Genomic DNA, 18,597 nt, shown 5'->3' on the forward strand with positions numbered 1-18,597 from the left:
ATGTGCGGAGGCGGGTAGTCCGGGGCGCGCGTGACGCCGGGGACCCGGTCGCGATCCGCCGCACACGCCTCAGAGGTCGGTGCGCAGCGCCTCCGCCAGGCCGACCTCCGCGTTGTCCGTCTGCCCGCGCTCGAAGGCTCGCTGGTACGCCTCGTCCCCGACGGCGGCCCGCGCCTGGATCTCGCAGGTCTCGCGGATCGGCCCCAGCTCGGGCGTACCGCGCTGGGGGTGGCCGACCATGCGCCAGTACGCGTGCCCGGTGCCGTACACCCGGGCGGCCCGCTCCCCGGCGCCCTGGGCGGCGATGGCGGCGGCCAGCAGGTCCAGGCCCAGCGCGATGCCGAAGCTGTCGCGGAGCCGGTGCTTGCCCGCGAGCATCGCCCGGGCGTGCGCGGCGGAGGCGGCCGGGCGGCCCCGGAGGAGGGCGATCAGGGCGAGCTGGTAGTCCGCGTAGGAGCGGGTCCAGTGCTCGCCGGTGCGCTCGCAGGCACGGCGCAGCGCGGTGGCCGCCGCCTCGGACTCGGGGAGCCGGCCGAGCGCGGTGAGCGCGAAGACGGTGATGAGGCGGCAGCGCAGCCGGTGGGCGGAGTCCTCCGGGACGCTGTCGGCCATGCGCAGGACGCGCTCGGCCGCCTCCAGCGCGGCGGCCGGCTCCCCCGTCATCAGCCGGGTGAGGCCGGAGAGGTACGTCGCGCCGAGCATGCCCTCGTGGTCACGGTCGTACAGGGCGACGGCCGTGCAGAGCGCGCCGTACTTCTCGGCGGTCGCGAAGTCGCCCTGGAGCAGGGCCGCGACGCCGAGGACCCACTGCAGCCTGGTCCGGTGGGGCCCGTCGACCGGGCCGGCGTCCAGGGCGCGCTGGGCGTAGTTCCGGGCCTCGGAGAGATGGCCGCAGCACGCCCAGAAGAAGCCGACCCGGCCCGCCATCTCCTGGGCCGCGGTGACGTCGTGGGCGAGCAGGTGCTCCAGGGCGGCGCAGAGGTCCAGGTGGGTGTCGGCCACCCTGTGGTACCAGGACACCTGGTCGGGCCCGGTCCAGCCGTCGTGGGCGCGGCGGGCGAGGCCGAGGAAGCCGGCGGCGTGCCGGTCGGCGGCGGCGCGGGCCTCCCCCAGCTCGGCGAGCCACATCCGGCCGTACTCGCGCAGGGTGTCGAGCATCCGGTAGCGGTCGCCGTCGCGCTGGACGACGGACTGGGCGACGAGCCCCTGGAGCGCCCGGTCGACGTCGTCCCCGGCGAGCGGGCCCCCGGCGCAGACCTCGCGGGCGACGGCCGCGTCGAAGTCGGTGCGCAGCGGGGTGAGGCGGGCCCACAGGAGGCGTTCCAGCGGGGTGCACAGCTCGTGCGACCAGCCGATGGCGGTGCGCAGGGTGCGGTGGCGGCGGGGCCGGGCCGTCGCGTCGGCGAGGAGGTCGAGCCGGGAGGCGGCGGGCGCGGCGGAATCCCCGGGGACCGGGGCCGGGGCGCCGGAGGGCCAGGGGGCTCCGGCGGGCCACGGCCGGCCTCGGCCCGGTCCCGCGCCCGGGTCGTCGAAGCGGCTGCCGATCCGGTCGGCGAGCTGGGCCACGCTGTGGCGCCCCATGCCCGCGACGGCCAGTTCGATGGCGAGCGGGATGCCTTCGAGGCGGCGGCAGATCTCGGCGGCGGCCGCCTCGTCGCCGGGGGCGTCCAGACCGGCGCGGGGGTCGGCGGCGCGCAGCCGGTCCGCGAAGAGCCGGAGCGCGTCGGACGCGCCGTCGACCGGGAGCGGCCCCACCGCGACGAGGTGTTCGCCCCGGGTGCCGAGCGGCCGGCGGCTGGTGACCAGCACGGACAGTCCGGGCGAGGTGGTCAGGAGGTCCGCCAGCAGGTGGGAGCAGGGGGTTCGGAGGTGTTCGGCGGAGTCGAGGACCAGCAGGAGCCGCTTGTCGCCGAGCCATTCGCAGAGCGCCTCGACGGGCATGCGCAGGCTGTGGTCGGCGAGTCCGACCGCGTCCGAGACGGTGGGGAGCAGCAGCCCGTGGTCGGGGAGCGGGGAGAGGTCGGCCCACCAGGCGCCGTCCTCGTACCGGTCGGCCGCCGCGCGCGCGGCCCGCAGCGCGAGCCGGGTCTTGCCGACGCCGCCGGGGCCGATCAGGGTGGTCATCCGGTGCGTGGTCAACGCGGTGTGCAGCCGGGCCAGTTCGGCCCGCCTCCCGACGAAGCTGCTCGTCTCGTCGGGGAGGTGTCCCACCGTGGTCATCGTCACCGTCCGCGCGCTGGTGCTGGGTGCGCCGGCGGTGCCGAGGGCCCCGGGCGGGGGCTCGCCACACGCACCGGGCCGGCCCCGGCTCCCCGGTGGGGAGTACGGGACCGGCCCGGTGGCCCGGGACGGCAGTCGCGGCTCCGTCGCCGACGTCTGCCGTCACCGTAGTGCGGTGGGAGGTCAGCGCAGGGCGAAGATCGCCGCCGTGCGTCCCGGTACGGTGAAAGTGGCCGATTTCCCGTCGTACCTGGCTCGTTTGACAGTAGAGTCCGCGCCCTCGGCCTGGACCGGGTGCAGCGCGTACGTCTTCCCCTCCGGTGCGGCGAGCCGCTGTTCGGCGGTGTCCGGCGCCGCGTTGATGACGACGACGAGCTTGCCGAGGCGCATGGTGATCACGCCGGGGGTCTCGTCCTTGCCGGAGAGCGGGAAGGACAGCGCCGACTGGACCTGGTCCGCCGTACGCAGGGAGAACTCCTTCTCGGTGGAGCGGATGGTGAGCAGGTCGCGGTAGGCGGCCGAGGCCCCGTCGATCTGGGCGCAGTTCGGGGCGACGGTCCCGGCGGCGGCCAGGAGCGGCTTCGCGTACGGCCACTTGTCCTGGTTGTCGGCGGCGGGCGGGAGGCCCCGGCCGAAGCCGTTCCCGTCGCGGCAGTCCCAGTGCAGGGCGTTGAACCAGTCGCCGCTGTCGTAGGAGTTGCGGTCCAGGGACTTGGAGCGCAGCAGGTCGGTGCCCGCCTGGGAGAGCGAGGGCCCCTGGGAGAGGACGGAGGCGGCCATGGCGACCACCTGGGCCCTGGCCCGCTCGTCGGCGGGGGCGCCGGCCGGGAGCTTGAAGGCGAGGGCGTCGAAGAGGGTCTCGTTGTCGTGGGCGTCGGAGTAGGCGAGGGCGTCGCCGGGTGCGGCCGCGTAACCGGCGGGCGCCCCGTTGTAGTCGACGTCCGAGCCCTTGACGGTGCGCCCGGAGGTGTCGGTGAAGGTGTAGTCGGCGAGGTTGCCGGTGAGGCCGACCTTGATCAGGTCCTGGTAGTGGAGCAGCCGGGCCTTCTGTTCGGCGCGGGTGCCGTTGGCGGGCGAGGAGTTGGGGTCGGTGTAGAGACCGGAGGCGAAGCCCTGGACGCCGGGGTCCTCGTCGAAGGGGCCGCCGCCGCGCACGGCGTCGCGGGCCCGGTCGGAGAAGGTGGCGATGCCGGTGCCGGCCATGTTCTTCTGGGTGGCCTGGACGAAGCGGGCGTCGTCGGCGATCTCCCCGAAGTTCCAGCCCTCGCCGTAGAGGATGATCTTCTTCCCGTCGACGCCGTCCTTCGCGAGCGTGAGCCCGTCCAGCGCCTTACGGACGGCGAGGATGTTGTCCTTGGGGTGGTGGCCCATCAGGTCGAAGCGGAAGCCGTCGACCTTGTACTCCTTGGCCCAGGTGACGATCGAGTCCACGACGAGCTTGCCCATCATGGTGTTCTCGGGCGCGGTGTTGGCGCAGCAGGTGGAGGTGGCGACGGTGCCGTCCTCCAGGAGCCGCTGGTAGTAGCCGGGCACGATGCGGTCGAGGACCGACTTGTCGTCCTGCCCGGAGGCGACGGTGTGGTTGTAGACGACGTCCATGACGGTGCGCAGCCCGGCCTGGTTGAGGCCCTGGACCATCTGGCGGAACTCGACCGTGCGCCGGGTCCCGTCCGGGTCGGAGGCGTAGGAGCCTTCGGGGACGGTGTAGTGCAGCGGGTCGTAGCCCCAGTTGAAGCCGTCCTTCGCGGCGGCCCTGCTCACGCACTCCTGCTGCTTCTCGGAGTCGGGGGCGTGGGCGGCGAGGTCGCAGTCGGGCGTGGCCTGGTCCTTCTTCTTCTCCGGGACGGTCCCGATGTCGAAGACGGGCAGCAGGTGGACGTAGCTGGTGCCGGAGTCCGCGAGCTTCTTGAGGTGCTTCATGCCCTTGGAGCGGGTGTCGGTGAAGGCCCGGTACTCACCGGGGTGCTTCGCGGTGCGGTCCGTGATGGAGAAGTCCCGGACGTGCAGCTCCTGGATCTGGGCGTCCCGCAGCGGGGTGGCGGCGGGCTTCTTCAGACCGGACCAGCCGCGCGGCGCGAGCTCCGGGTCGGTGAGGTCGACGACGAGGCTGCGCGCGGAGTCGGCGGTCAGGGCGGTGGAGTAGGGGTCGGTGACCTTGTTGGTGACGAGCTTCTGGACGGTGGGGGCCCAGACGGTGACGGCGTACCGGTAGGGCTTGCCCTGCCAGCTCTTCTTGCCCCTGACGGACCAGACGCCGGTGCGGTCGTCACGCTTCATCGGGACGGTACGGCCGTCGAGTTCGAGGGCGACGGTCTGCGCGGTGGGGGCCCAGACGGAGAGGGTGGGCACGGCCTTCGAGAAGACCGGGCCGAGTTCGACGGAGGCGGCCTTTCTCCCGTACAGGTCGTCCAGGATTCCGGCCGTCTGCACGCCGGTGGCGGCGAGCAGGGCGCCGTTGGCGGCGCGCTGGGTGGCGATCAGCTGGCCGCGCAGGGAGTCGCGGACGCGGTCCCGGTCGCGCGGGTCGACGGTGAACGCCGGGTAGTCCTTCAGGTGCGGGAACTTCGCCTTCTGCGCGTCGCTCAGCTCGCCCTGCCGCAGCCGCAGCCACCGCCCCTCGTCGGAGAGCGCCCCGTCGAGGACGGAGATGCCGCCCTTCTTCGCGTACACGAGCTGCTGGCTGGTGGCGTCGGTGGCCTTCACCTTCCAGACGACGGTGTTCGCGTCGATCCACTGAGCCTCGGCCCTGGACAGGTCGGGGGCCGCGCCGCCGCCGGTCTGCGGGAGGAGGTAGCCGGGCTTGCCGCCGATCATCCAGACCTCGTGGCCGTAGGTGGCGAGGTCGAGGGACTGGTCGCTGGGCAGGTCCTTCTCGTCGCCCTTGTGCAGGATGTAGCTGAGGCCGGCGGCCCCGTCGGCGAGCGGCACCTCGAAGGTGACCCCGTAGGCGTCCTTCTTCACGGGCGTCAGCGGCTTGGCCCAGTCGGTGGGCTCCTTGGCGCCGCCCCAGGTGTGCAGCCCCCAGCCGTCGTAGTTCCCGTCCGGGCGGTGGTAGTGGAGGACCGCCTTCGCCGTGTCCTGCGGCGGGGTCTCGGGGGCTTCGGCCGTCTGGCCGTCCTTGCCCTGCTCGATCCAGACCTGTCCGGTCGCGCCGAGGTCGACGGTCCGCTGCGGTCCGTCGGCCGTGCCGTTCTTCTCGACGGTGTACGGGAAGGAGTCGGCGCCCTTCTCCAGGTCGATCCAGGCGAACGCCCCGTAGGCGTCCCGCCCGATGAACTCGGCCGTCCTGTCACCGGACTTGAGCTGCCAGCCGGCGTAGTCGCCGTCGGGGCGCTGGTAGTGGACGACGGCCCGGTCCCGTTCGACGGCGACGGGCTTCGGGGTCGGCGGGGCCTGTCCGGCGGTGGTGGAGGCGAGCGCGCCGGCGGTGCGCCCGGTGCGGTCCACGGCGACGGCCTTGTAGCGCAGCGGGGTGCCCGCCTTCACCGTCCGGTCGAGGTACTGGGTGACCTTGTACGGGGCGTGGTCGGCGGTGCCGAGGGTCTGCCACTTCCCGTTGCCGACCTGGGCGGCGAAGACGACCCGGTTGAGCTGCCCGCCGTCCACGTCGGCGCTGATCTCGACGGTGCCGGTGGCGCCGGCGGCGGGGGCCTTCAGCGAGATGCCCGGCTTGGCGGCGGGAGCGCCCACGGCGCGGTCCGCCTTCAGCACGACGCTGGACAGGGCGGGCACGGTGACGGTGACCTTCTTGTCCTTGCCGCTGCGGACCGTGCCGGAACCGCCGTACAGCGTACGGAAGTCCATCTCGGCGGATTCGGTGGCGAGCTGGACCTTCCGCGGGTTCGCGCCGTTGTTGGAGGCGACGAGGTACTCGTACGGCCGCCCGGTGTCGATGCGCGAGGTGGCGTACACCGAGCCGTCCGCGAGCCGCTCGGTCTGGGTGCCGTCGCGCAGCGCCGGGTGCTCCTCGGTGAGCTTCGAGAGCGCGGCGATGGAGCGGTAGACCGGGTGCTTCGGGTCGTACGCGTCCGAGGCGTGGGTGCGGTCGGTGCCGAGCTGGTCGTCGTCCAGGTAGTCGGCGGTCTTCGAGGCGAAGAGGGTCTGGCGGGAGTCCTTGTCGCCGCCCGCGCCGGTGAAGCCCTGCTCGTCGCCGTAGTAGATCACCGGGTTGCCGCGGCCGAGGAACATCAGCTCGTTGGCGAGCCGGGCCCGCTTCAGCAGTTCGGCGTCGTCGGCCTTCGGGTTGTCCTGCTTGAGGAAGGTCCCGATGCGGCCCATGTCGTGGTTGCCGAGGAAGGTGACCTGCTCGTAGGCGTTGGCCTTGTCGGTGGTGTAGCGGAAGTCGTTGCCGTACACCGAGGCGAGCTTGTCGGCGGGGGCGCCCTGGGAGGCGAACTGCCGGGCGGCGTCCTGGAACGGGAAGTCCAGCGTGGAGTCCAAGCGGCCCCGGGTCACGTACGGGGAGGTGACCTCGGTGTCGGCGGAGTAGACCTCGCCGAACATGAAGAAGTCGTCCCGGCCGCGCTTGGCCGCGTAGGCGTCGAGCGCGGTGGCCCACTGGGTCCAGAAGTCCAGGTCGACGTGTTTGACGGTGTCGATGCGGAAGCCGTCGATGTCGAAGTCGCGGACCCACTTCTGGTAGATCTTCGCCATGCCGTCCACGACCTCGGGACGCTCGGTCCACAGGTCGTCGAGCCCGGAGAAGTCGCCGTACTCGTTGGACTCGCCGGCCCAGGTCGAGTCGCCCCGGTTGTGGTACATGGTCGGGTCGTTGAGCCAGGCCGGCACCTTCGCGCCGGTGCCGGGAGCCTGGACGGGGGTGTACGGGAACGAGTCCCGGTCCACCTTCTTCGCGCCCTCGCGGTCGTCGAAGGGGCGGCCGTCCGCGTCGAGGTAGGGGAAGGCGCCCTTCGGCTTGTAGCCGTAGGCCTTCTCCGCGTAGTCCACGGTGTCGGCGGTGTGGTTGGTGATGACGTCGAAGAAGACCTTCATGCCCTTGGCGTGGGCTTTGTCGATCAGCTTCTCCAGGTCGGCGTTGGTGCCGAAATGCGGATCGACCTGGGTGAAGTCGGTGATCCAGTAGCCGTGGTAGCCCGCCGAGGCGTCCTTGCCGGTGCCCTGGACCGGCCGGTTCTTGAAGATCGGGGCCATCCAGATGGCGGTGGTGCCGAGGCCCTTGATGTAGTCGAGCTTCTGGGTGAGGCCCTTGAGGTCGCCGCCCTGGTAGAACCCCTTGTCGGTGGGGTCGAAGCCGTGGTCGAGCCGCGAACCGGTCAGCCCGCCCCGGTCGTTGGAGGTGTCGCCGTTGGCGAAGCGGTCGGGCAGCACGAAGTAGAACTGCTCGCGCGTGAGGTCGTGCCGGGCCGCCTCACGGGCGAGCCCGGCGTCCGACGGCGGGGCCGGCGGCCGGGGCGACGCGGCGGCGGTCGCCGCCGGGACGACGGGCAGCAGCGCCGCGCACAGGACGGCCACCGCCCCTCGTCTCAGGGTGGTTCGGGTCACGGAGGGTGCTCCTCGGCTGGGGTCAGCGGGGTGGGCCGCGGGCCGGTGGCAGAGCCACCGGCCCGCGAGGGAAAGGGGGTTGGAGGTCAGCCGCGCCAGACGTCGGCGGTCAGCGTGACCTTGCCGGAGGCCGGGACGGTGGCGGTGCGGTTGGCGCCGCTCTCCCAGGTGACGTTGCCGGAAGCGTCCTTGCGGACGTACTTGTAGGCGAACGTGGTCCCGGCGGGCAGGTTCACGTCCAGCTTCCAGACCGGGTACGTCGCCGGGTCGAGCTTCGGCGCGTTCGCCGGGTTCCAGTTGCCGAGGGCGGCCTGGTCACCGGTGACGTGGATGTTCTGGCCGAGCTGCGTGGTGGCGTTGACGCCGAAGGAGGCGCCGGAGGAGCCGTTGCCCGGCCCCGGGCCGGGGTCGGTGCCGCCCCCGGAGCAGGTCCGGGCATTCGCGTGGAGGGCGACGGCGGTGCCGGCCGGGACGGTGGCGGTGAACCGGCCGGAGCCGTTGACGGTGACGCCCTTGCCGGACTGGACGTCGCAGTAGTCACCTGCGGGCAGGGAGGTCTGGAAGGTCCGGTTCAGCGCGGAGCCCTCGTGGTTGATCGCGACGTACGCCTTGGTGCCCCGGCCGAAGGCGATCTGGTCGCCGCCGTTGTCCCACCAGTCGGTGACTCCCCGGCCGCGGGCCGCGTTGCGGAAGCCGACCATGGAGGAGATCTCGCGCCAGGCGTGCTGGCACTTCCAGCCGTCGCTGTAGCAGGCGTTGACCTGGCCGCCGTTGGGAGGCCCGGCGTCGTGGTCGCTGAACTCGTAGCCGGAGTGGACGTCCGGGGAGCCGTAGGGATAGGCCAGCATGAAGACGTTGGCGAGGGTGTAGGCGGAGCCGTGTCTGTAGTTGAGGGTGTCGCCGCCCCGCTCGGTGTCGTGGTTGTCGACGAAGACGCCGGACTTGCCGGACTCCATGAAGCCCCAGCCCTCACCGAAGTTCTTCAGGTGGGCGAGGTTCTCGTTGAGGAAGACCTGCTTGAGGCTCCGCCCGTAACGGAACTCCTGGACGTCGCCGGTGCCGAGGTATTCGGAGGGCGAGACGGCCTCCCCCGCCCCGTGGATCGCCTCCTGCTTCCAGTAGACGTTCGGGTTGGTCAGCCGGGACTTGATGGCGGCCAGGTCGGCGGCGGGCATGTGCTTCGCGGCGTCGATGCGGAAGCCGTCCACACCGAGCGAGAGCAGGTCGTTGAGGTACCCGGCGATCCTGCCGCGTACGTGGTCCTCGCCGGTGTCCAGGTCGGCGAGGCCGACCAGTTCGCAGTTCTGGACGTTGCCGCGGTCGTTGTAGTTGCTGATCTGGGACCGGCAGTCGTCCATGTCGGCGCCGGAGTAGAGGCCCGGGTAGTCGTACTTGGTGTACGCGGAGCCTCCGGTGCCGGTGCCGTTGCCCGCCGCCATGTGGTTGATGACGGAGTCGGCGACGACCTTCACGCCCGCCGAGTGACACGTGTTGACCATGGCGGAGAAGGCGGCCCGGTCACCGAGCCGGCCGGCGATCCGGTAGCTGACGGGCTGGTACGAGGTCCACCACTGGCCGCCCTGGATGTGCTCCTGGGGCGGCGAGACCTGGACGTAGCCGTAGCCCGCCGGGCCGAGGGTGTCCGTACACGCCTTGGCTATGGAGGCGAACTTCCACTCGAACATCACGGCGGTGACGTCCTTGTCGCCCGGAGCGGCGGCCAGCGCGGGGGACGCGGTGCCGAGTCCGGTGGGGACGACGAGGGCGGCGGCGCCGGCCACGAGGGCGAGCGCGGCGGACAGGGGCCTGCGTGCCATGTCTTTCCTCCTGCGGGTGGGGGAAACGCGGGTGACGGTGCAGCCTCAGCCGGCAACGCGCCATGCCCTCAAGGCTCATGAAGGTTCTTGCTGCAAGAATGCAAACCTTGCTGCGAGCAGACCGTACGAGCCCGCCCCCCACCGGTCAACCCTTTAGACACACCGCGCTCACATCCACGAAACACGCCATTTTTCTTCGCGGTTTCTCACTGCAAGGTCTTTCGCAAGAGATTGCGGGCCTGTTACGTTGCAGGCGACTCCGGTCCGGTCGGCCGAGGGTTCCGGGCCCGTCCGCACGGAGGGTCCCGGACTCCACGCGCCCGGCCGGCCGGGCCGGTCACGGCAAGAGAGGCACCCGGAGTCGCCACAACTCCCCGCCGGCCCTTCCTGGGCCGACTCCTGGTGCCTCTCCTGTACGTGTGCGCCCCTCGCGGCCCCGCGGCCGGTACGTGTTCCCACGGCCGCCGTCACGATCCGCCGGGCTCGCCCTACGCGCGTACCGCCGCCGTCGATCCCCGTACCACCAGCTCCGGCTGGAAGACGTACTCCGTGCGCTGCACCGGGCTCCCGCCGATCTCCTCCAGCAGCGCGCCGACCGCGGCCGCCGCCATCGCCTGCACGGGCTGGCGCACCGTGGTCAGCGGCGGGTCGGTGAACGCGATGAGCTGCGAGTCGTCGAAGCCGACGACCGAGACGTCCCCGGGCACGTCGAGCCCTCTCCCCCGGGCGGTGCGGACCACGCCGAGGGCCATCAGGTCGCTGCCGCAGACGATGCCCGTGCACCCCGCGTCCAGCAGCGCGCCCGCCGCCACCTGGCCGCCCTCGACGCCGAACAACGTCGAGCAAACCAGGAGTTCGGCCTCGGAGCGGTCCATACCGAGCACCGAGGCCGCCGCGGCCAGGAACCCGTCGCGCTTGCGGCGGGAGGGGACGTAGCGCTGCGGCCCGATGGCCAGGCCGATCCGGCGGTGGCCGAGGTCGGCGAGGTGCTGGAGGGCCATCGTCACGGCGGCGTTGTCGTCGGGCGAGACGAACGGGGCGCTGATGCGCTCGTTGTACCCGTTGATCAGGACGAACGGTACGCCGCGCTCGGTGAGCGCGGCGTACCGCCCCGGGTCGGCGGAGGTGTCCGCGTGCAGCCCGGAGAGGAAGACGATGCCGCCGACCCCGCGCTCCACGAGCTGCTCGACGAGTTCGTCCTCGGTGGCCCCGCCGGGGAGCTGGGTGCAGAGGACGGGCGTGTATCCGTGGCCGGCCAGCACCTGTTCCACGGACTGGGCGAACGCCGGGAAGATCGGGTTGGTGAGTTCGGGCGTCACCAGGCCGATCAGCCCGGCGCTGCGCTGCCGCAGCCGTACGGGGCGTTCGTAGCCCAGGATGTCGAGCGCCGCGAGCACCCGCTGACGCGTGGAGTCCGCGACGCCCTGCTTCCCGTTGAGGACCCGGCTGACCGTCGCCTCGCTGACCGCCGCCTGTCCGGCGATGTCGGAGAGGCGGGGCGCCGCACCGGTCCTGGGCGGGGGCAGGGTCACACCGTCCACCACACCGTGGTGTCGGCGGGCAGCTCGGCCTCGGCGCCGTCCACGGTGACCGGGGAGCTGGCGAGCAGCACCCGGCCGCGGGCGGCGACGCGGACCGGGGCGCCGGTGGTGTTGACGGTGCAGACGAAGCCGGGGCGGGCGAAGACGAGGACGCCCTCGGGGCCCTCCAGCCACTCGACGTCCGTGCCCGCGCCGAGGCCCGGGTGGTCGCGGCGGGCGGCGATGGCGGCCCGGTACAGCTCCAGGGTGGAGCCCTCCACGCCGGTCTGCGCCTCGACGGACAACTCGCCCCAGCCGGCGGGCTGCGGGAGCCAGCTGCCGCCGTCGCCGAAGCCGTACGACGTGCCCTCGCGGGTCCACGGGATCGGGACGCGGCAGCCGTCGCGGAAGCCGTCCTGGCCCTCGGCGCGGAAGAACGAGGGGTCCTGGCGGGCCTCGTCGGGCAGGTCCGTGACGTCGGGCAGGCCGAGCTCCTCGCCCTGGTAGACGTAGGCGGAGCCGGGCAGGGCGAGCATCAGCAGGGAGGCGGCGCGGGCACGGCGCAGCCCCAGCTCGCGGTCGCCGGGGGTGCGGATCTGGGTGCCGAGGCCGGGCGGGTTGGCGAACCGGGTGGCGTGGCGGGTGACGTCGTGGTTGGAGAGCACCCAGGTGGTGGGGGCGCCGACCGGGCGCATGGCGTCGAGCGAGGAGTCGATGACCGCGCGCAGCTCGGCGGCGTCCCAGGCGGTGGAGAGGTACTGGAAGTTGAACGCCTGGTGCATCTCGTCGGGGCGCACGTAGTGGGCGGTGCGCTCGACGGTCGGGGTCCACGCCTCGGCGACGGCGATCCGCTCGCCGGGGTACTCGTCGAGGATGGTGCGCCAGCTTCGGTAGATCTCGTGGACGCCGTCCTGGTCGAAGAAGGGCATGACGTCGTTGCCGAGCAGCTTGAGCTGGTCGTGGGAGCCGAGGTCGGGCAGCCCCTCGGCCTTGACGAGCCCGTGGGCGACGTCCACGCGGAAGCCGTCGACGCCCATGTCGAGCCAGAAGCGCAGGATGGAGCGGAACTCGTCGGCGACGGCCGGGTGCTCCCAGTTGAAGTCGGGCTGCTCGGGGGCGAAGAGGTGGAGGTACCAGTCGCCCGGGGTGCCGTCCGGGTTCGCCGTACGGGTCCAGGCGGGGCCGCCGAAGATGGACTCCCAGTCGTTGGGCGGGAGTTCGCCGTCCGCGCCCTTGCCGGGGCGGAAGTGGTAGCGCTCGCGCAGGGCGGAGCCGGGGCCCTCGGCCAGGGCGCGCTTGAACCACTCGTGCTGGTCGGAGGAGTGGTTGGGCACCAGGTCGACGATGATGCGCAGCCCCAGGCCGTGGGCCTCGCGGATCAGCGCGTCGGCGTCCAGCAGGTTGCCGAACATCGGGTCGATGGCCCGGTAGTCGGAGACGTCGTACCCGGCGTCGGCCTGCGGGGAGGCGTAGAAGGGGCTGAGCCAGACCGCGTCGACGCCCAGGTCCTTCAGGTGGGGCAGACGGGCGGTGACGCCGGGAAGGTCGCCCATGCCGTCGCCGTTGCCGTCGGCGAAGCTCCGCGGATAGACCTGGTAGATCACCGCGTCCTGCCACCAGCCGGTGCGGTGGACCGGGGCGTCGTCGGACGTGCCGGTGGAGGGGGCAGCGAGGTGCTGGGTCATGTCGTCCCTGGGGTGTCTGGGTGGGGAGCGGCGCCGGTGACCGGGTCGGGGTGTCCGGCGCCGCCGTGCCGGGTGCGGTGGTGCGTACGGGTGCTGGTGCGGGTGGCCAGGGGTCTCTCAGCCCTTGACGGCTCCGGCGGACATGCCGGTGACCAGGTGCTTCTGGGCGAAGAGGAACACCAGGGCGGCCGGGATGGCGATGAGGACGGAGGCCGCGGTCATGGGTCCCCACTGGGCCCCGTACTGGTTGACGAACTTCTGGAGTCCGCCGGCCAGGGTGAGGTTCTCGTCGCCGACCAGGAAGGCGGAGGCGTAGGCCACTTCGCCCCAGGCGGTGATGAAGGAGTAGAACGCGGTGACCGCGAGGCCCGGCTTGGCCAGCGGCAGGATGAGCCGGAAGAACGTGCCGAACGGGGTGAGCCCGTCGACCTCGCCCGACTCGTCGATCTCGCGCGGGATGGTGTCGAAGAAGCCCTTCATCATCCAGGCGCAGAACGGGACCGAGATGGTGAGGTAGGTGATGACGAGTCCGGCGGGCTGGTTGAGCAGTCCGAGGCTCGACATGATGTTGTAGATCGGCACGATGAGGACGGCGACCGGGAACATCTGGGTGACCAGCAGCGTCCACATCAGCCCGCGCTTGCCGGGGAAGCGGAAGCGGCTGACGGCGTATCCGGTGGTGGCGGCGACGAAGACGCCGATCACGGTGGAGAGCGCGGAGATGATGACGGAGTTGGCGAACCAGTTGAGGAACTCGGTGTCGCGGATGAGGTTCGTGTAGTTGACGAACGTGGTCTCGCGGAAGAAGTCCGTGGTGGTCGCGTACTTGGCGGGCTTGAGCGAGGTCAGCAGCACCCACAGCACCGGGAAGACCGCGATCACCGACGCGATGATCAGGGTGAGGTGGAGTCCGACGGAGGCGAGCGGGGAGCGCTCGCCGCGCAGCCGGACCTTGCGCGCGGCGTGCCGGGCGGGGGTTTCGGTCGCGGTGGTCACCAGTTGTCTCCCTGGGAGCGCAGGACCCGCCGGTAGACGACGGCGAAGACCATCAGGAGGGCGAGGATCAGCACACCCCACGTGGAGGACTGCGCGTAGTCGCGCGGGCTGATCTCGAAGGAGAACTTGTACGCCTGGGTCACCAGGATCTGGGTCGCCTCACCGGGTCCGCCGCGGGTCAGCAGGAAGATCACCGGGAACATGTTGAAGGTCCAGATGGTGGAGAGCAGGATCACCGTGGTGGAGACCGGGCGCAGTCCGGGGAGCGTGATGTGGCGGAAGCGCTGCCAGGCGGTCGCGCCGTCCATCTCGGCCGCCTCGTACTGCTCGGAGGGGATGGACTGGAGGCCGCCGAGGAGGGCGACCATCATGAACGGGATGCCGAGCCAGACGTTGACGGCGATGACCGCGAACTTGGCCCAGCCCGGGTCGTTCAGCCACGGCACGGCGTCGATGCCGGCGCCGCCGAGGATCTTGTTGAGCAGGCCGCGCTCCTCGTTGTAGAGGAAGCGCCAGGCGAAGACGGAGACGAAGCCGGGGATGGCCCAGGGCAGGATGAGGGCCATGCGGTAGGCGGAGCGCCCCGCGATGCGGCGGTTGAGGATGTTCGCCAGGGCCATGCCGAGGACGAACGTGATGCTCACACAGGAGACCGTCCACACCAGTGTCCAGCCGAGCGTGCCGAGGAACTGCGAGCCGGTCAGCGCGTCGACGTAGTTGTCGGCGCCGACGAACTCGTAGGTGGCGGGGATCTCGTTGACCCCGATGGAGCGGGCGACGTTGCGCTCGTCGGCGTCGGTCATCGAGAGGTAGATGCCGCGGACCAGCGGGTAGCCGATGATCACGCCGATCACGACGACGACCGGGGCGACCATGGCCCAGGCGTACCAGTGGACCGACAGGGCGCGCCGCAGGCGGCCGGGGGTCGGCAGTGGGGTGCCAGTGCCGCGGCTCCGGCCGCGGGCGGTGTGCTCGCCCGCGGCCTTCACCACCGACTGGCTGGTGTGGACAGCCATCAGTCGGCCAACCTTCCTGTTACTTCCAGCCCTCGAGGAGCTTGCGGTAGGAGTCACCGGTGGCCTTGGCGGCCTTCTCCGGCGTGGTCTGGCCGGTGAGGACCTTGGTGTACTCGACGCGCAGCGGCTCGAAGAGGCTGCCGCCCTCGGGGATCCAGGGGCGCTCGACGGCGGTCTCGACGACCGGCTTGAAGAAGCCGACGATCTCGCTGTCGACCGCTTCCTTCTTGGCGTACGCGGAGGTGCGGGTGGGCAGCAGGTTCAGCTCGCCGGCGGCGGTGGCCTGGCTGTCCACGGACGTCATGTACTCGACGAAGGCGTAGGAGGCCTCCAGGTTCTTGGAGCCCGCGTAGACGGCGAGGTTGTGACCGCCCTGCGGGGCGCCCTGGGCGGAGGAGCCGGCCGGGACAGGGGCGACGCCCAGGTTGTCCTTGTCCGTGAACTCCTTGCCGGTCAGGGTGTCGGCGACGGCCCAGGGGCCGTTGACCATCATCGCGACGTCGCCGTTCTTGAACGCCTGCATCATGTTCTCCCAGCCGTCCGAGGCGTCCGTCTTCGCGGTGCCGTCGTCGACCAGTTCCTTGACCGCCTTGAACGCCTTGACGCCCTCGGGCTTGTCGATGGTGACGGTCTTGGAGGAGGCGTCGACCATGTCGCCGCCCTCGCCGTACAGGAAGGAGAGGAAGTAGTACGGGTCGTCGCCGCGCAGGTAGAGGCCGGTCTTGCCGGTCTTGTCCTTGATCTTCTTGGCGACGGTCTTGAGGTCGTCCAGGTCGGCGGGCGCGTCGACGCCGGCCTCCTTGAACATCTTCTTGTTGTAGAAGACGCCCATGGAGTCGATGACCTGCGGAACGGCGAAGGTCTTGCCGTCGTACTTGGTCGAGGCCACGGCCTGCTTGAGGAAGTCGTCCTGGTTCTTGAGGGCGGCGGTGCCGTCCAGTGGGGCCAGGTAGCCGAGGTTGGCGAAGTCCGGCGTCCAGGCGACCTCGGAGCGGATCACGTCGGGGGCGCCGTCGCCGGCCTGGGCGGCGTTCTTGAACTTGTTCTGCGCCTCGCCGAAGGGGACGTTGACGTACTTGACGTCGACCTTCGGGTGCTGCTTCTCGAAGCCCTCGGCCAGCTTCTTGAAGACCTTGTCCTCGCTGCCGACGCTGGAGGTGTCCCACCAGGTCACCGTGCCGGAGAGCTCGCCCGAGCTCTTGCCGCCGCCGGACTCGTCGTCGCTGCCGCAGGCGGTCGCCGCGAGCGCCAGGGCCGCGACCAGGGCGGTGGCCGTTATGCCACGTCGCATCTGAACTCCTTCAACTGCCGTACCGCTCCGTCGCGGCGCCGGGTCGACGTGAACGTAACAAGGATGAAAGACGACCGAAAGACTTTGCGGAAGATTTCTGCAAGCGCTGGTGATCGTTACATTCGCGTGTCCTCAAGGTTGCCGTCAACCCCCTTGACGCGGCCCGCTCGCCCCTGGCAGCGCAGGCGGGAAGGGGTGTGAGCACAGGGCGACGGCGTGAGCGCGGTGCGCGATCCGCTCTCGCAAGTCCTTGCAAGACGTTGCCGGAAAGCGGCTTCCGGCCTCCCTCCGCACCGCCCCGCGCACAGTGGGCAATCCGACACGGGCCCGGTACAGTCCGGTCCATGACCGCACGGCTTGCCGATATCGCAACTCAGGCGGGGGTCAGCGAAGCAACGGTCAGCCGGGTCCTGAACGGCAAGCCCGGAGTCGCGGCGGCCACCCGCGAATCCGTCCTCGCGGCGCTCGACGTCCTCGGCTACGAACGCCCGGTGCGGCTGCGCCGGCGCAGCGCGGGGCTGGTCGGACTGATCACCCCGGAGCTGGAGAACCCGATCTTCCCGGCGCTGGCCCAGGTCATCGGCCAGGCGCTGACCCGGCAGGGCTACACCCCGGTGCTGGCGACCCAGACACCCGGCGGCTCCACCGAGGACGAACTCACCGAGATGCTGGTGGACCGGGGCGTCTCCGGCATCATCTTCGTCTCCGGGCTGCACGCGGACACCTCGGCCGACATGCAGCGCTACGAGCAACTGCGCGGCCAGGGCGTCCCCTTCGTCCTGGTGAACGGCTTCTCCGCCAAGGTGCGCGCCCCGTTCATCTCCCCGGACGACCGGGCGGCGATGCGCCTGGCGGTGACGCACCTGGTGGCGCTCGGCCACACCCGGATCGGCCTGGCGGTCGGCCCGAAGCGCTTCGTCCCCGTCCTGCGCAAGATCGAGGGCTTCCACGCGACGATGCGGGAGCAGCTCGGTCTGACGCCGGACGAGGTGGAGGAGTTGGTCCAGCACTCCCTGTACACGCTGGAGGGCGGCCAGGCCGCCGCCTCCGCCCTGATGGAGCGCGGCTGCACGGCGGTCGTGTGCGCGAGCGACATGATGGCGCTCGGCGCGATCCGCGCGGCCCGCAGGCTCGCGCGGGAGGTCCCCCGGGACCTCTCCGTGGTCGGCTACGACGACTCCCCGCTCATAGCGTTCACGGACCCGCCGCTGACGACGATCCGGCAGCCGGTGACGGCGATGGGCCAGGCCGCCGTCCGCACGCTCCTGGAGGAGATCGGCGGAACCCCGGCTCCGCACAGCGAGTTCGTCTTCATGCCCGAGCTGGTGGTCCGCGGTTCGACCGCGGCGGGGCCCGCGGGCGGCTCAGGGGCGACGTCTCGTCCTTGAGTCGCAGGAGGTGCGACCCGAACCCGACCGGAGGATGATCGAGGGCAGGGGAATCTCTATGGAAGACTCTCTGCCTATGGGTGAAACACAGGTCACAGCGCAGGAAGGCCGGTCGGCGGCCGGTCCTTCACCCATCGCGGCCGAGGCGGTCACCGATACCGCCACCGCGTCCACCACCACTCCCCCGGCGCCCGGAACGTCCGGTTCGGAGTCGGCTCCCGGGCCCGGCGCGACACCGGCCCCCGGCTCCGGTACGACACCGGTCTCCGGCTCCGGCACGACCGGTTGGCGGGCCCGCTTCCGCTCGCTGCGGAGGGTCCGCCGCCCCCGGCTCTGGTTCGAGATCCTGCTCATCGCGGTCAGTTACTGGCTGTACTCGCTCGTGCGCAACGCCGTACCGGAGCAGAAGGCCCAGGCACTGCGCAACGCGGACTGGATCTGGTCGGCGGAGAAGTCGCTCGGCCTCGCCTTCGAGGAATCGGTCAACCACGCGGTGAACTCCGTGACCTGGCTGATCGTGTCGATGAACTACTACTACGCGACGCTGCACTTCGTCGTGACCATCGGCGTCCTCGTCTGGCTGTTCCGCCGCCATCCGGGCCGTTACGCGGCGACGCGTCTGGTCCTCTTCGCGACGACGGCCGTGGCGCTGCTGGGCTACTACCTCTACCCGCTGGCGCCGCCGCGTCTGATGAACGGCGCGAACTTCATCGACACCGTCCTCGTGCACGAGACGTGGGGTTCGATGGCCTCGGGCAACTTCAAGAACATGTCGAACCAGTACGCGGCGATGCCGTCGATGCACATCGGCTGGTCCCTCTGGTGCGGCCTGACGATCTTCGCCCTGGCCACCGCGCCCTGGGCCCGCATCCTGGGTCTGCTCTACCCGACGCTCACCCTGGTCGTCATCGTGGCCACCGCCAACCACTTCTGGCTGGACGCGGTGGGCGGCATGGCCTGCCTGGCCTTCGGCTACGCGGTCTCCCGCGCCTGGTACGGCTCACTGCCGCACCACCTGCCGCGGTGGGTGCCGAACAGCGAAAGCCGCCTGAGGGTGCTGGGCGGACGGAGAAGCTGAGGACGGCCTTCCGGCGCTTGAGGACGTCCTTCCCAGCCCCTCCGGCGTTTGAGGAGCGGGGTCCGGGGCGGAGCCCCGCGAGGG

Annotated in this window: 10 protein-coding genes; 2 read left to right on the top strand and 8 right to left on the bottom strand. The window is 71.3% G+C overall.

What is annotated here, in order from left to right; all coding sequences use genetic code 11:
* Nucleotides 1-69: 69 nt before the first annotated feature.
* From IF19_RS0110145 to IF19_RS0110180, 8 genes are all read right to left on the bottom strand, one after another.
* Nucleotides 70-2,220, bottom strand: a complete 2,151-nt coding sequence (locus IF19_RS0110145; protein ID WP_030276419.1) for an ATP-binding protein — start codon at nt 2,218-2,220, stop codon at nt 70-72.
* 183 nt (nt 2,221-2,403) lie between these two features.
* Nucleotides 2,404-7,722 carry a pullulanase-type alpha-1,6-glucosidase gene (pulA, locus tag IF19_RS0110150; RefSeq protein ID WP_030276421.1) on the bottom strand — a complete coding sequence of 1,773 codons (5,319 nt, stop codon included), beginning with the start codon at nt 7,720-7,722 and terminating at the stop codon, nt 2,404-2,406.
* An 86-nt stretch (nt 7,723-7,808) separates the two neighbouring features.
* Nucleotides 7,809-9,539 (bottom strand): carbohydrate-binding module family 20 domain-containing protein, encoded by a 1,731-nt coding sequence (locus tag IF19_RS0110155; protein WP_030117989.1) that lies wholly within the window; start codon nt 9,537-9,539, stop codon nt 7,809-7,811.
* Nucleotides 9,540-10,027: 488 nt separating this feature from the next.
* Nucleotides 10,028-11,083 (bottom strand): LacI family DNA-binding transcriptional regulator, encoded by a 1,056-nt coding sequence (locus IF19_RS0110160; protein ID WP_030117988.1) that lies wholly within the window; start codon nt 11,081-11,083, stop codon nt 10,028-10,030.
* A complete protein-coding gene (locus tag IF19_RS0110165) occupies nt 11,068-12,744 on the bottom strand; it encodes a glycoside hydrolase family 13 protein (protein WP_030117987.1) in 1,677 nt (558 codons plus the stop codon). The genes IF19_RS0110160 and IF19_RS0110165 overlap by 16 nt, the downstream gene beginning before the upstream one ends.
* Before the next feature lie 117 nt (nt 12,745-12,861).
* Nucleotides 12,862-13,740 carry a sugar ABC transporter permease gene (locus IF19_RS0110170; RefSeq protein WP_030117986.1) on the bottom strand — a complete coding sequence of 293 codons (879 nt, stop codon included), beginning with the start codon at nt 13,738-13,740 and terminating at the stop codon, nt 12,862-12,864.
* On the bottom strand, nt 13,737-14,756 hold the full coding sequence (locus IF19_RS0110175) for a carbohydrate ABC transporter permease (protein WP_030117985.1): 1,020 nt from the start codon (nt 14,754-14,756) through the stop codon (nt 13,737-13,739). Before IF19_RS0110175 ends, IF19_RS0110170 begins: the two co-directional genes overlap by 4 nt.
* Before the next feature lie 19 nt (nt 14,757-14,775).
* A complete protein-coding gene (locus tag IF19_RS0110180) occupies nt 14,776-16,047 on the bottom strand; it encodes an extracellular solute-binding protein (protein ID WP_030117984.1) in 1,272 nt (423 codons plus the stop codon).
* Between the two features lie 344 nt (nt 16,048-16,391).
* On the opposite strand from IF19_RS0110180, the gene IF19_RS0110185 reads away from it, so the two are divergent.
* A complete protein-coding gene (locus IF19_RS0110185) occupies nt 16,392-17,435 on the top strand; it encodes a LacI family DNA-binding transcriptional regulator (RefSeq protein ID WP_030117983.1) in 1,044 nt (347 codons plus the stop codon).
* Between the two features lie 76 nt (nt 17,436-17,511).
* Nucleotides 17,512-18,513: a phosphatase PAP2 family protein gene (locus tag IF19_RS0110190; protein WP_051846552.1), complete on the top strand. Its 1,002-nt coding sequence runs from the start codon at nt 17,512-17,514 to the stop codon at nt 18,511-18,513.
* Nucleotides 18,514-18,597: the final 84 nt, after the last annotated feature.

Source organism: Streptomyces californicus, assembly GCF_000717645.1.
Taxonomy (GTDB): Bacteria; Actinomycetota; Actinomycetes; order Streptomycetales; family Streptomycetaceae; genus Streptomyces; species Streptomyces californicus.